Genomic DNA, 13,322 nt, shown 5'->3' on the forward strand with positions numbered 1-13,322 from the left:
GCAGTTCAGTCAAGCGCCGTACGTCCGGTCAATACGACGGCGGGCAGCGCACCTGCCGTGGCGCGCACAGCATCATCCATTCCCGCGTCACGCAGGCATTCCCGGATCGCGATGACCAGCGGCTGCGGGTCCTCGTCGGAGGCAAACACCCAGTGGGTGTCACGGGCTTGGAAAACCAGTGCATTACGTCCGCCGGCTCCCAGCGAAACCTTCTGGCGTGCCACCATGCGGCGGTCGGGATCACTGCCGTCAGCCGTGGTCACCGCCTTGATGCTCCCGGGCACGATGTCACTCCAGGGAATCACCACCATGGTGTGCTTTTGGGAGTACTTGGCCACCGCCCCGCGGTCAAACACCAGCAGTTTCCGGAAGCTTCCCAGGAGGGTCATGGACCACAGCAACAAGCCGGTGAGGATGCCCACGGTGATGAACAGTGTGGGGTCGCTGAAATGTCCGGCTTCCCGGGTTGAACGAATGGGGCTGACGAATTCCGCGATGGTCCCGAACACGAACCCCACCACCAAACAAGGAATCAGCGCCTTCCAGAAGACCCTGCGGGAGGAAGCGACATGGCGCAGCCCACCGAGCTCAGGCCCGAGCCTGCGCTCCACCCGGCGAACCAGCCAGTTACGGCCGCGCATCCGGACGCTGGCCGTAGAGGTTTGGCATGTTCCGGCGTTCCGCTTCGGCTGCCTGTTCCGCGGCAACCACCTTGGGGTCCGGGACGGGCTGCTGGCCTTGGGCGATGCCAGAGCGCCGGTCAATGGCCGCAAACTTCGGCTCCCACGTGTCGTCACCGCCGCCACTCACTGCGGAGGCAATGAGCATCACCACGAAGAACGGGAAGAAGGACCAGCAGATGGCGCGCCAACCGCCCAGCCACGCTCCCGCCGTCGTACCGTTCTTGATCCGCACGGAGCGCATGCCGGCGGCGGCGTCGCCCACACTGCCCACGGATCCCCAGATCATGCCGTAGGCAAACAACCCCACGAACCACAGGACAACGTAGAGCGTCAGCCACAAACCATCGTTGTATCCGAGCGCTGAGCCGCTGTTCATCATGGATTCCCGCACAACGGCCAGGATCACGGCCAAAACCGCGTAGCCAACCAGGAACACCAGGGCATCCAGTACGCGGCCCCAGAAGTGCGCGCCTCCGGACGCCTTGACGAAGTACGCGCCGGTCTCAGGATGGCGGCGAACGGGGCGGCCGTTGACAGCGTCAAGCAGACCGGTGAGGGTGGTGGACTTCGGAGTGCTCATCTGGGGCTTTCGGCTCGACGGCGGTGTACGGGCTTGGGTGCGGAGCGTCAGGCCAGTCCGGCCAGACCACCGAGGACGCCGGCCAGCGAGGCCGCGGACGTTTCCTTCAGTTCCAAAGACACCGAGTCGCCGTCAACCTGCGGGGTCAGCACATGGACGCCCGACGGGCCGGTGTAAACGGTGATGGTGGGGAACTCGTTAGTGTCCGAGTTGAAGGCCACCACGGTACTCGCGGCCAGGGTATCCGCCAAGGCAGTTGCTGCGTGTTCCTCGAACTGGGCTTCCGTGTAACCAGTGGGATCGGTATCGCGTACGGCGGCCTTTTCCGGGTCAACGAATTCGGCGAGGCGCTGGGCCAGTTGGTCGCGGGTTATGACGGTGAAGCCATGCAGGCCGCCTTCATCCACTTCTTCGAGCAGCACGCCGTCGTCGTGGAGATAGCTGTAGAGCCAGCGCTTTCCCGTGGACACCGTGCGTTCCACGGAAACAACGCTGCTGCCACTGCGGCGCAGGGTAAGGGCGCCGGTGATTTCTTCGGTGGCGTGCAAACGCGAAGGCTCGGCTTCACCTTCGAAGATCACCGGGTAAACGAGTTCCTTGGCGAGCAGTCCGCGCAAGGCTACGGCGCACATCAGTTCCTTGCTTGCGTCCTGGGCAGAAAGCCAGGGCAGGGCCACCAACTGTTCGTGCTGCACGCCATCCAGGGCCACAACTTCTTCGTCGGTCAGCGTGGGTAAGGGCGCTCCGGTTGCGCTGGCCGACGCCAGGACCTTGGCCGCTGCCTGCACGTCCCGTTCGGTCCAATTCATGGTGCTGGCGGTCATCCGAATATCCCTCCGACAAAGTTCCCGACTGATTTGGCGGCGTCACTGACCCCATCTGCCACCTTACTGCCTACATCTTTCGCGAAGCCCGCCACTTCCTTGGCGCCATCGGCGATGTAGCTGCCCGGGTTACGGGCAAAGTTGCTGATGGAGTCCCAGTTGTCGGCCACCAGGTTACCCAAGGCCCAGGCCCCGGCAACAAGCCCGGCACCAATCACAATCGGCGCACCAATCGGGCCCAGCAGGGCTGCACCGCCAGCGGTCATGAGCATGATGCTGCCCACGCCGCCCACCACGGACAGGCCGCCGGCCACGCGGTCGCCCGTGCCGCGCCAGCCGTCATGCTGCGGGTTGATCATGTCGCTGATGCCGCCCACGATGTTCAGCGGTGCTGCCAAAGCCCCCGCGATGCGCAGGCCCTTGGAGAATTTGCTGGCTTCCTGGAAAGCCTGGCTGTAAGGGATGTTGGCTTTGAGGTCGGTAATGACATCCGTGACCTTTTCGCCGTTGCGAAGGGCCGTGATCCCGTCCCTCAGGACGGTCCCGCCGGCACGCCAGTTGGTCAGGATCTCCTTGGTCTTGCCGTACCTCACATGCCGGGGATCGATGACGCCGTTGGGCAGTGGCTTGACGGGCAGAACGTACCTGACGGCCGCTACCAGCGGACTGATCGCGCCCTTCGCGCCCATGGCGGTGTCGTAGACGTCCTTGAGGACACCAACCGAGGTGCCTGAACCATCATTGTGGCTGGCGAACTCCTGCTGGTTGGCGTGCTTCTTCAGCTGGCTCGCATTTTCGCGCAGCATGTTGGCGGCCTTCACGAGGCTCTGCCGGTGTTGGCTGTTCCAGTCGCCCTTGAACACCGTGGCGTCCCGGCCCTGCCACGCCGTGGTGGAGTTGATCGCGTTGGACAACTGCGTGCTTTGCAAACTGATGGCGTCGGCAGCTTTGCCCATCACACCCGCCAGACTGCGAAGCTGCGCGATGTCCGCGCCATAGAACCCAGCCATATGGAACCCCCTGTGAATATGCATCGAACCTGTGAACATGCATCGAAAAGTCTCGTCCCAGCCTAGGCGGACCCGTCAACTGCCGCGATGGGGAGACATGCCCATGTGCATAAACCGTTAAAGAACGACGGCGGCCGGTGAGGTTCCGAGGGAACCGCACCAGCCGCCGTCGAGCGTCAGGCGTTGAAGGCCGCGAAAATCAGTGGCCTTCGGCGGAGAAGCGCTTGATGGAAGCTTCCAGCTCGGCTTCGGCAGCGGCGCGGTCGCCCCAGCCTTCAGCCTTGACCCACTTGCCGGGCTCCAGGTCCTTGTAGCGCGTGAAGAAGTGCTCGATTTCCTTGACCAGGAATTCGCTGACGTCGCTGACTTCCTGGATGTGGTCGAAACGTGCGTCAACGGGGACGCAGAGGACCTTGGCGTCTCCGCCGCCGTCGTCGGTCATGTTGAAGACGCCGATAGGGCGGGATTCAACGATGACGCCCGGGTGCAGATCGAAGTCCTGCAGGAGAACCAAAGCGTCCAGCGGGTCGCCGTCTTCGCCCAGGGTGTTCTCGAAGAAACCGTAGTGCGTGGGGTACTGCATGGAGGTGAACAGGACGCGGTCCAGGCGGACACGGCCGGTTTCGTGGTCAACTTCGTACTTGACGCGCGATCCCTTGGGGATCTCGATGGTCACGTCGTGCTTCATGGAATGCTCCTTGACGGGTGTGGGTGGGGCGCGGCAGGCAAAAGCGCCGCCGGCGCCGCCGACTACTATTGAGGATATAGCGAGAGGCCCGGGTTTCTTGAACCGGCGGGGACATTTCAAGACTGACAGGACCAAGCAGCTTCCATGATGGGCGTTAAAAACGGGGGTGCCCGCAAGCGGGTTCCCGCGGCGTGGGGGCGCTTTACATGGCCGGTGCTATTGACCACGGTCCTGCTGTGCCTCGGTGCCGTGGTGGCTGTGGGGATGTTTCCGGGCCTGCTCAGTTTCCCCAAGCCCCTACCTTCCGTTCCCGCTTGGCAGCAGGTGCCGGACCGACTTTCGGGCGCAAACAGTGTGCTTCCGCTGGATCCCAAGGCGCCCGTTCCCGTGCCTGCTGAGGTGGCGAAGCTCCTTGACGCCACGCTCAAGCCGGATGGCGCGGGCAGTATCAGCGGTGTGGTGATGGACGCCTCCACCGGCCAGGTGCTTTTTGACCGCGAAGCCACCGCCAACCGCATCCCGGCCTCGAACATGAAACTGCTGACAGCCGTCTCTGCCTTGAAGGCGCTCGGTCCCGAAACCCGTTTCACCACGCGTGTGCTCGCATCTGACAATCCCTCAACAGTGGTGCTGACCGGGGGAGGGGATGTGCTGCTGGGCGCTTCCGCTTCCGAGCCCACAGCCGTCCTGGGCCGGGCCGGCCTGGCGTCCCTGGCTGCAGACACGGCTGCCGCTTTGGCTTCAGCCGGAGTGAAGGGGCCCGTTACCGTTCAAGTTGACGACTCTCTCTTCAGCGGCGCGCCCCTTAACCCGGCATGGAGTTTGGAGGATGTCGCCGCCGGTGAAACCGCGCCCTTGTACTCCTTGGCGTTGAACTCCGGTCGCTACGCCCCGGACGTTCTCACCGGACCCCGACCCCAGGATTCCGCCCTCGCCACCGCCCAAACGTTCGCCGAACAGTTGGCGGCTGCCGGCGTAGCGGTGAGTCCCGGCGTCGAACGCGGCAAAGGCCTCCCCGCCAAAGAACTGGCAGCTGCTGAGTCAGCCACCGTCGGCGAGCAAGTGGACCTCATGCTGGAATCCTCTGACAATTTCCTGGCGGAAGCGCTGGGGCGGATGACCGCCTTGGCGTCTGGTCATGAAGGGACGTACGACGGCGCCACTGCGGCCGTGCGGCAAAGGCTGGGGGAGCTGGGAATCGCCACGGATTCGATGCAGTTGGCCGATGTGTCGGGCCTTGCCCTGGAGAATCAGGTCACCGCCCGCCAGTTCGCCGAGGTTGTCCGTGCCATCACCAGCGGGCCGGACCCTGCATTGCGGACCGCGCTCGATGGTTTCCCTGTAGCCGGGCTCACCGGGACCCTGGACGACAGATATGTGGACGCCGGTACGTCCGAGGGCGCCGGGCTGGTACGCGCCAAGACCGGGACGTTAAATACCGTGCTCGCGTTGAGCGGTTACGTGGTGGACGCCGATGGCCGGCTGCTGGTGTTCTCGTTCATCGGCAATGGCCTGGACCCGGGAGCCGCGGGCAACAAGGTGGCCTTGGACCGTTCGGCGTCGGTGCTGGCCTCATGCGGGTGCCGAGGCTGAATCCTCCGCGCGGAGCGAACTTAAGGCTGACTGTCAGTCACGTGTGGTGTGATGGACCGTATGGTGTCATCTGCCCGAGATTCGTCAGCAGGGGCCCCGTCCCTGATCAACTGGGACCTGGCCGCCTCTACGGCTGCCCGGCTTGCCCCTCCCGGCCCGGAGCTTAGCGCCGGGGAGATCGGCAAGGCCGTGGACAATCTGCGCTTCAACGCGGATATCTCCGTCCCGCACGTGCACGACATCACCGGCTTGGATGCCGCCAGGGACCTGCGTGATTCGCACGTCCTGGTGGTGGACCGAGCCTCCTGGTCCAAGGCCAATACCCAGAGCTTTTCCGTGATGCTCCAGCCCGCGCTGAAGAAGATGCTGGAGAACCGCAGCGGAGTGGCCATGACCCCGGCCGCGGCTGCTGCCAGCGGTGCCATCACCGGCACCCAGCTTGGCGCCGTGCTCGCGTTCCTGTCCAGCAAAGTCCTTGGCCAATACGATCCTTTTGCCGCGCTCGCCCCGGATTCCAACGTGCCCCCCGGCGGCCGGCTCCTGCTGGTGGCGCCGAACATCATTTCCGTGGAGCGCGAACTGAACGTTCACCCGGATGACTTCCGTCTCTGGGTCTGCCTGCACGAACAAACACACCGGGTGCAGTTCGCGGCCGCACCGTGGCTCCGGCACCACATGCTCGATGAAATCGAAAAGCTCAGCGGCAACCTCCTGGGCAACATGGACACTTTGGTTGAACGCGCCAGCGCTGTAGCCAAGTCCCTACGGGACCGTAACCCCTCCGAGAAAACACCGGGCCGCGGTGCCATCCTGGACCTCCTCCAGAACCCGGAGGAAAAGGCGTCCCTGTCCCACATCACCGCCGTCATGAGCCTCCTTGAGGGTCACGCCAACGTGGTGATGGATGCCGTGGATTCGAGCATCGTTCCCTCAGTGAAGACCATCCGTCAGCGTTTCAACGAGCGCGGCAAGGACCGCGGCGTGGTGGAGAAGTTCATCCGCAATCTCCTCGGCCTGGACGCCAAAATGCGCCAGTACACCGATGGCGCCAAGTTCGTCCGCGAAGTTGTTGCCGTGGCTGGCATGGAGGGCTTCAACCGGGTGTGGGAATCCGCCGAATACCTGCCCACTGAAGAAGAGATCCACAACTCCAAGCTGTGGCTTGAGCGGATGGGGCTTTGAGCGTTCCTTCCGGTTCCGCTGTCGGTTCGGCCGGTAAGGGTCGACGGCGTCCGGGGCGTCTGGCGCCCGTCGTCGGGAAGGCGCGGAAGCAGTTGCAGAACGCCTTGGCCTCTGCCGGCTATCCCTCGCGTGTGCTTGTAGCCTGCAGCGGAGGCCCGGATTCGTTGGCTTTGGCAGCCGTTGCCGCATACTTTGCCAGACGCGGCCATGTAGACGGGCATCCAGTGTCCGTGGCGGGCGTGGTGGTGGATCATCAACTGCAGGCCGGCTCCGCGGAGGTGGCTGCCCGGACGGCGTCTGTGCTGCGCGAGCTGGGGCTTTCTCCGGTAGAAGTGCGGACCGTGGAAGTAGCTTCAACTGGTTTTGGTCCCGAGGCCGCAGCCCGGGATGCCCGCCACGCTGCGTTGGAGTCCGCTGCTGACCACCTCGGATGTGATGCGATCCTGCTCGGCCACACCTTGGATGACCAAGCCGAACAGGTGCTCCTGGGGTTGGCTCGCGGATCCGGAACCCGATCTCTCGCGGGGATGAGGCCCGCTCGGGGACGCCTGCTCCGGCCTTTCCTTGGCCTTCGGCGCGAGGAGACCCTGGAAATCTGCGAGGTTGAGGAACTGGATCCCTGGCATGATCCCAGTAACGCCGATCCCGCCTTCGCCCGCTCCAGGACACGTGTTGAAGTGATGCCGGTTTTGGAAGAGAAACTCGGCCCGGGCGTTGCAGAGTCGCTGGCCCGGACCGCGGCAATCCTGCAGCAAGACGCGGACTTCCTTGAAGATCTGGCCAACGAGACCTATCTCTCACTTGTGCAGCGCGTGGACGATGGCGCGTGGTTGCCCGAAGACGCCGTTCGTGAGCTGCCCGCAGCGCTCAGGTTCCGCGTCATCGCGAAGGCGGCGGCCGACGTCGGAGGTCAACAACCCGGCTACGGGCGCCTCCAAGCTGCGGAAGCGCTGCTTCGCAGGCAAGGCTCGGCAGGGCCTGTGGAGCTGCCCGGCCACGTCAGTGTGTACCGCTTGTCCCTCAGTGATCTGGAGCAGGAAGGGCCTGTTTCCGCGGGTGCTTCGTCCGCATTTTCGGCGGGTGCTGCCGCTGACGGCGTTCCCCGACTAGCCCCCCGCTGTGGGAAGCTAGTATTCCGGCATCAGAAACCGTCCCAACAGTAGCCGCACCCGAGCATCAAAACAGGAGCCATTGGTGGATTCAAACGACGTCCAGGCAGATCTCAAGCACGTTCTTTACACCAAAGAGCAGATCCAAACACGTATCGCGGAACTCGCGGCGCAGATCGATAAGGATTACGAAGGCCGCGACATCCTCATCGTCGGTGTCCTCAAGGGCGCAGTGATGGTCATGGCTGACCTCGCACGTGCGCTGCACAGCCACGTCAGCATGGACTGGATGGCAGTCTCGTCCTACGGCTCGGGCACCCAGTCCTCCGGTGTTGTCCGGATCCTCAAGGACCTCGACACCGACCTCATGGGCAAGGACGTGCTCATTGTTGAGGACATCATCGACTCCGGCCTGACCTTGTCCTGGCTCAAGTCCAACCTCGAATCCCGTGGCACGGCCAGCGTCGAGATCTGCACAGCCTTCCGCAAGCCGACCGCCGCCAAGGTGGAAATCGACGTCAAGTACGTCGGCTACGACATCCCCAACGAATTCGTCGTCGGTTACGGCCTTGACTACGCCGAGAAGTACCGCAACTTGGACTTCGTGGGCACCCTGGCCCCGCACGTGTACGAGTAAGCACTCTCCGCCGCTTTCCGCCGCGCCCTTTTCCGCTGTTTGCACCCGTAACCTCTGGTGCGTTTGGCGGGAGTGGGTGCGGCGTTGGTGCTTAAGGGGTGCGTGCGGCGGTTGCAGGTGCAGCAGTGGGTACCGGATGAGCCTGCCGTCGCACCCTTTTCCGCTGTTTGCACCCGTAACCTCTGGTGCGTTTGGCGGGAGTGGGTGCGGCGTTGGTGCTTAAGGGGTGCGTGCGGCGGTTGCAGGTGCAGCAGTGGGTACCGGATGAGCCTGCCGTCGCACCCTTGAGCCATTGAGCTTTTGAGCCTTTTAGCTTTCAGCCGGTGTCCGTTGAGTCGTAGAGCTTCTCAGGCGGTGTCCGTTGCGTCGTAGAGCTCTGAGCCGGTGTCCGTTTGTCGCTGATGGCCGATCCTGACGGCGTGCTCGCTTTCGGACGTGGTTCCTTTCTCGGCCCTCATTTCGCCGCACCACTTTCCGCCGTTTGCACCCGTAACCTCTGGTGCGTTTGGCGGGAGTGGGTGCGGCGTTGGCGCTTAGGGGGTGCGTGCGGCGGTTGCAGGTGCAGCAGTGGGTACCGGATGAGCCTGCCGTCGCGCCGACCCTCCGCGCTAAACTTGACCATGACCGGTGCCCCTGCCCGTCTTCTGGCGTGGCTCGCCGTCATGGCGACTCTTCTTACGGCTTGCACTCCTGCCGTCGATTCCACCGTGCTCGATGCTGGACAACCAATCGCGACCTCGTCCTCCGTGCCGCCTAGGGGTGACGCCGGCGCGGGTCCGTCAACGAGTGCCACTCAGGCTCCTTCGCCCGCACCGCCACCTGCACCTGCTCCGCCACCGCCACCCGCGCCGCCAGCGGTGCCCCAGGCATTCGCCGTCAACCTCTACCAAGAGGGGGACTTCGTACCGCAGTACACCTTTGACTGGTGTGTTGCTGCGAGCATCCAGATGGCGCACAACCTCGTCGATGACACCGGAGGCGGTTCGTGGGCATCATCCGCACAGCAAAGTGAACTGTGGGAGATGGCCCGTGCGCGGTCGTCCAATTCGTTTAACGGAGCCAACCCGCGAGGTTGGGCGCAGGTGCTGACCGAAGTGGGAATGGGGGCATACACAGTGGTCAGCATCGCCAACTACGAGGACACGCTGCAGACGGCGGCGCGTGCCATAGCCGAAACCGGCCGACCGGTGGGGCTGGTCATGTGGAGCGGCCGCCACGCATGGGTGATGAGCGGATTCGAATCGATGGGCGACCCCTCACAATTCCCGGAGTTCCAAGTAACGGGGATCCGCGTCCTGGATCCTCTCTATCCGTACGGAAGTGGACAATGGGGCCCGTCACCGGAGCCCAACAGCCTGCTCACCCCGGAGCAGCTGGCCACACAGTTCGTGGTCCGTGAGCCCCGACGATGGAGCGCTGACCTGCCCACCGGCTACCTGTTGGTACTCCCGGTCGCCGCAGCCTGACGCAGCCAATCCAGTCAAGCAGCCTTCTCCCCGATGGCTACGGTTTGGGCTGAACGAAACCATCAGGCCACACGCAGAGATCGGAGCCCGCCGTCGTTCAAGATTCGGGCGAACATGCGCGGATTCATCATGTCGGACCAGTCCCAGCGAATAACGGTAAGGCCCAGTGCCCGCAAACCGTTTTCTCGGGCCTTTTCCGCCATGACTGCTTGCTGGATGGTCTGGTTACCCCGCAATTTGTTTCTCAGGTACTTCCCGTAGCCATCGAATTCCCCCACCAAGTCGAGTTCGGGCCACCAGAAATCCGTTCGGGCGGTCCGTCCGGTCCTCAAGGTAAAAGATCCTTGAAGGCTTGGGGTGGGGAAGTTGAGCAAAATCATTTGGGCTCGACTCATGGATTCCCCCACCGATTCGGACTTGTCTGTGGACAATTCGAGAATGGTGCCAGCGCGTCGTTTTCTCGACTGACTGGTAAAAGCGGAGACAGCGTCACCCAGTTCGTCCACGTCCGACGGAGGACCCCAGGCCCTGTCCTTGTTCCAATCGTCAACCTCAAGAGCGTCGCCCCACCTTTGGGTCCGCCGGCTGGAGTCTACGATTGCCAAGGCCTCAGCAAAGTTCAGGGCGGCAGCCAGCTCCATCGTTGTGCGAACTTTGTCCGTAACACGGAAGGCGCCGAGTTGGACTACCCCGGTGTCACAGGCCCCGAAGCTTCTCCGGATCCCGTGCTTTGACCGGCCACCTGTTGGGTCTGCAGTGACGGTACACAGGTGTTTCGGCACGCCAACTACGCCGAGCCCCCAGAGGAGTGCAGCCGTCTGCAAATTGAAGATGGGCGCAGTCCTGGTCGTATTGACCAGCGCAGCTGCTTGAAGTCCGTGCCGTTGGCGGTTGTTCAATTCCGCCCAATAAGCAGAGCGGACATATGTGCCTCGTCTTACTCGCACCAGTTCGCCACGCATGGCCCGCTTGGCGAGTTGGCGGGCATCCTGTCCGATACGTGTCGCGTCCGAGGCGAGGAGGAGTTCTGGAAAAGCCATAGGTTCTACGTTCCGGCGTTACGAGCGAAGGCGAAAGTTCAGGCTCGCGCTATGTGGAAAACACAAGGGAGCCCACACGGAAAACCAGTCTGCTGCAACTCAATGAGCACCGTGTGTGGCCGTTCGCCGGAGAAACCCCGCACCCTTTTCCGCCGTTCGCACCAGCCGTTACGGGGGCGAATGGCGCGAGTGGGTGCATCAGTGGGCGCACCGCAGCAGAGCGGACGCCCCACTCACGCCCGCCAGATAGCGCAAAAGCCCTGTTCCAGCACGCACAACGCGAGTATCCTGTGTACGCCCAGAGGGAACTTTTGGACTTTCCAGTGCGTGAATTACTGGGAACGGTGTATAGCTTGAAACTGAAGCAGCACCACTCGCGCGCAGAAGTTGCGCCTTGCAGCACTACCAGGAGGGACGGGGCAAAACCCCGATCAGATGAAAGCTAAGAGTTTCTTCAAGGGCCCGGGCATCTGGATTGTTGTCGTCGTTGGCTTGCTCCTGGTGGCATTCGCAACGCTGGCTCCGGGCGGTTCCACGCGCATTGACACCAAGGAAGGCCTCGAACTCCTTTCCCAAAGCGGGAAGGTTGAGCAGGCCAAGATTTTCGACGCCGAGAACCGCGTTGACCTGGTGCTCAAGGACAACCTGAACCTGGACGGCCAGGACAAGGGCAAGAACGTTCAGTTCTTCTACGTCACGGATCGCGGGCCGGATGTGGTGAAGGCTGTCACCAACGCCAACCCGGACAAGGGCTTCACGGACCAGCCGGTGGAGAACAACTGGTTCTCCGGCTTGTTCTCCCTGCTTATCCCTGTGCTGCTGCTCGGCGTCCTGTTCTGGTTCCTGCTTTCCCGCATGCAGGGCGGCGGCTCCAAGGTGATGCAGTTCGGCAAGTCCAAAGCCAAGTTGGTCAACAAGGACATGCCGCAGGTGACCTTCTCTGACGTCGCCGGTGCGGACGAAGCCGTGGAAGAGCTCCAGGAAATCAAGGAGTTCCTCCAGGAACCGGCCAAGTTCCAGGCCGTTGGTGCCAAGATCCCCAAGGGTGTGCTGCTCTACGGCCCGCCAGGTACCGGTAAGACGCTGCTTGCCCGCGCTGTTGCCGGCGAGGCCGGCGTTCCCTTCTTCTCCATCTCCGGCTCGGACTTCGTTGAGATGTTTGTGGGTGTTGGTGCTTCCCGTGTCCGCGACCTCTTCGAACAGGCCAAAGCAAGCTCCCCGGCCATCATCTTCGTGGATGAAATCGACGCCGTTGGACGTCACCGCGGTGCCGGTATCGGCGGCGGTAACGACGAACGCGAGCAGACGTTGAACCAGCTCCTTGTTGAGATGGACGGCTTTGACGTGAAGACCAACGTCATCCTCATCGCGGCCACCAACCGTCCCGACGTCCTGGACCCCGCGCTGCTTCGCCCGGGCCGTTTCGACCGCCAGATTACTGTGGAAGCGCCGGACATGATCGGCCGCGAACAGATCCTCAACGTCCACGCCAAGGGCAAGCCGATGGCTCCGGGCATCGACCTCCGGGGTGTTGCCAAGAAGACGCCCGGCTACACGGGTGCGGACCTGGCCAACGTCCTGAACGAAGCCGCGCTGTTGACCGCTCGTTCAAATGCCAACCTGATCGATGACCGCGCACTGGACGAGGCAATCGACCGTGTCATGGCAGGCCCGCAGAAGCGCAGCCGCGTCATGAAGGAGCTTGAGCGCAAGATCACCGCGTACCACGAAGGTGGGCACGCATTGGTTGCGGCTGCGCTGCGTAACTCCGCCCCGGTCACCAAAATCACCATCCTTCCCCGCGGCCGTGCTCTTGGCTACACCATGGTGATCCCTGAGGACGATAAGTACTCGGTGACCCGCAACGAACTGCTGGACCAGATGGCTTACGCCATGGGCGGCCGTGTTGCTGAGGAAATCGTGTTCCACGATCCCTCCACAGGTGCTTCCAATGACATCGAAAAGGCCACCTCCACGGCCCGGAAGATGGTCACCCAGTACGGCATGAGCGAGCGTGTTGGTGCCGTGAAGCTGGGCCAGGGCGGCGGTGAGCCGTTCCTCGGCCGTGACGCCGCGCAGGAGCGCAACTTCTCCGACCAGATCGCCTATGTGGTGGACGAGGAAGTACGCCGCCTGATCGACCAGGCGCACGATGAGGCATACGCCATCCTCACGGAAAACCGGGACGTTTTGGATCGCCTGGCACTGGAACTGCTGGAACGGGAAACCCTGAACCAAACGGAGATTGCCGAGATTTTCCACGACATCCGGAAGCGCGATTTCCGCGAGATCTGGTTGTCCAAGGAATCCCGCCCGGTGCAGTCGATTCCTCCGGTGGAGAGCCGCGCGGAGAAGGCTGAGCGCCAAGCCCAGGAAGAGGCCAAGCAGGCCCGCTTGGACGAGCCGCTGGACGTCGTGGCTCCGCACGCGCAGGGAGTCAGCAGCCAGGATTCCTTCCAGGCCCCGCAGCCCGACGGCGGCAACGACCACCCGCATCACGGCTAAGCTTC

Annotated in this window: 12 protein-coding genes; 6 read left to right on the forward strand and 6 right to left on the reverse strand. The window is 63.2% G+C overall.

What is annotated here, in order from left to right; translation table 11 throughout:
* Positions 1–5: 5 nt before the first annotated feature.
* The 5 genes from ARUE_RS00635 to ARUE_RS00655 all read right to left on the reverse strand — a co-directional run bounded on the left by ARUE_RS00635 (position 6) and on the right by ARUE_RS00655 (position 3,785).
* Positions 6–641 carry a hypothetical protein gene (locus ARUE_RS00635; RefSeq protein WP_014920363.1) on the reverse strand — a complete coding sequence of 212 codons (636 nt, stop codon included), beginning with the start codon at positions 639–641 and terminating at the stop codon, positions 6–8.
* Complete coding sequence (locus ARUE_RS00640) at positions 628–1,263, reverse strand: hypothetical protein (protein ID WP_011772904.1); 636 nt, start codon at positions 1,261–1,263, stop codon at positions 628–630. The genes ARUE_RS00635 and ARUE_RS00640 overlap by 14 nt, the downstream gene beginning before the upstream one ends.
* A 47-nt stretch (positions 1,264–1,310) precedes the next feature.
* Complete coding sequence (locus tag ARUE_RS00645; RefSeq protein WP_014920364.1) at positions 1,311–2,087, reverse strand: hypothetical protein; 777 nt, start codon at positions 2,085–2,087, stop codon at positions 1,311–1,313.
* Complete coding sequence (locus ARUE_RS00650; protein ID WP_011772906.1) at positions 2,084–3,097, reverse strand: hypothetical protein; 1,014 nt, start codon at positions 3,095–3,097, stop codon at positions 2,084–2,086. Before ARUE_RS00650 ends, ARUE_RS00645 begins: the two co-directional genes overlap by 4 nt.
* Before the next feature lie 199 nt (positions 3,098–3,296).
* Complete coding sequence (locus ARUE_RS00655; protein WP_014920365.1) at positions 3,297–3,785, reverse strand: inorganic diphosphatase; 489 nt, start codon at positions 3,783–3,785, stop codon at positions 3,297–3,299.
* A gap of 147 nt (positions 3,786–3,932) precedes the next feature.
* On the opposite strand from ARUE_RS00655, the gene dacB reads away from it, so the two are divergent.
* The 5 genes from dacB (at position 3,933) to ARUE_RS00680 (ending at position 9,772) form a co-directional block, all read left to right on the forward strand.
* Positions 3,933–5,378, forward strand: coding sequence for a D-alanyl-D-alanine carboxypeptidase/D-alanyl-D-alanine endopeptidase (dacB, locus tag ARUE_RS00660; protein ID WP_014920366.1), 1,446 nt, complete (start codon positions 3,933–3,935; stop codon positions 5,376–5,378).
* A gap of 60 nt (positions 5,379–5,438) precedes the next feature.
* The gene (locus ARUE_RS00665; RefSeq protein ID WP_011772908.1) at positions 5,439–6,560 is read left to right on the forward strand and encodes an Rv3626c family coenzyme F420 biosynthesis-associated protein; all 1,122 of its coding nucleotides are present in this window, start codon (positions 5,439–5,441) and stop codon (positions 6,558–6,560) included.
* Between the two features lie 92 nt (positions 6,561–6,652).
* On the forward strand, positions 6,653–7,723 hold the full coding sequence (tilS, locus tag ARUE_RS00670) for a tRNA lysidine(34) synthetase TilS (RefSeq protein WP_011772909.1): 1,071 nt from the start codon (positions 6,653–6,655) through the stop codon (positions 7,721–7,723).
* A gap of 31 nt (positions 7,724–7,754) precedes the next feature.
* On the forward strand, positions 7,755–8,306 hold the full coding sequence (gene hpt / locus ARUE_RS00675; protein WP_011772910.1) for a hypoxanthine phosphoribosyltransferase: 552 nt from the start codon (positions 7,755–7,757) through the stop codon (positions 8,304–8,306).
* Positions 8,307–8,926: 620 nt separating this feature from the next.
* Positions 8,927–9,772: a hypothetical protein gene (locus ARUE_RS00680; protein ID WP_043470923.1), complete on the forward strand. Its 846-nt coding sequence runs from the start codon at positions 8,927–8,929 to the stop codon at positions 9,770–9,772.
* A 62-nt stretch (positions 9,773–9,834) separates the two neighbouring features.
* On the opposite strand, the gene ARUE_RS00685 is transcribed toward ARUE_RS00680, so the two are convergent.
* Positions 9,835–10,812 carry a type IV toxin-antitoxin system AbiEi family antitoxin domain-containing protein gene (locus ARUE_RS00685; protein ID WP_014920369.1) on the reverse strand — a complete coding sequence of 326 codons (978 nt, stop codon included), beginning with the start codon at positions 10,810–10,812 and terminating at the stop codon, positions 9,835–9,837.
* A gap of 435 nt (positions 10,813–11,247) precedes the next feature.
* Between ARUE_RS00685 and ftsH the strand changes: the two genes are divergently transcribed.
* On the forward strand, positions 11,248–13,317 hold the full coding sequence (gene ftsH, locus ARUE_RS00690; protein WP_011772914.1) for an ATP-dependent zinc metalloprotease FtsH: 2,070 nt from the start codon (positions 11,248–11,250) through the stop codon (positions 13,315–13,317).
* Positions 13,318–13,322 lie beyond the last annotated feature (5 nt).

Source organism: Arthrobacter sp. Rue61a, assembly GCF_000294695.2.
Taxonomy (GTDB): Bacteria; Actinomycetota; Actinomycetes; order Actinomycetales; family Micrococcaceae; genus Arthrobacter; species Arthrobacter aurescens_A.

Coding starts and splice junctions, on each gene's coding strand:
- ftsH (WP_011772914.1), top strand. CDS start 11,248: ATGAAAGCTAAGAGTTTCTTCAAGGGCCCGGGCATCTGGATTGTTGTC.
- dacB (WP_014920366.1), top strand. CDS start 3,933: ATGGGCGTTAAAAACGGGGGTGCCCGCAAGCGGGTTCCCGCGGCGTGG.
- ARUE_RS00635 (WP_014920363.1), bottom strand. CDS start 641: ATGCGCGGCCGTAACTGGCTGGTTCGCCGGGTGGAGCGCAGGCTCGGG.
- ARUE_RS00640 (WP_011772904.1), bottom strand. CDS start 1,263: ATGAGCACTCCGAAGTCCACCACCCTCACCGGTCTGCTTGACGCTGTC.
- ARUE_RS00645 (WP_014920364.1), bottom strand. CDS start 2,087: ATGACCGCCAGCACCATGAATTGGACCGAACGGGACGTGCAGGCAGCG.
- ARUE_RS00685 (WP_014920369.1), bottom strand. CDS start 10,812: ATGGCTTTTCCAGAACTCCTCCTCGCCTCGGACGCGACACGTATCGGA.
- ARUE_RS00655 (WP_014920365.1), bottom strand. CDS start 3,785: ATGAAGCACGACGTGACCATCGAGATCCCCAAGGGATCGCGCGTCAAG.
- ARUE_RS00650 (WP_011772906.1), bottom strand. CDS start 3,097: ATGGCTGGGTTCTATGGCGCGGACATCGCGCAGCTTCGCAGTCTGGCG.
- ARUE_RS00680 (WP_043470923.1), top strand. CDS start 8,927: ATGACCGGTGCCCCTGCCCGTCTTCTGGCGTGGCTCGCCGTCATGGCG.
- ARUE_RS00665 (WP_011772908.1), top strand. CDS start 5,439: ATGGTGTCATCTGCCCGAGATTCGTCAGCAGGGGCCCCGTCCCTGATC.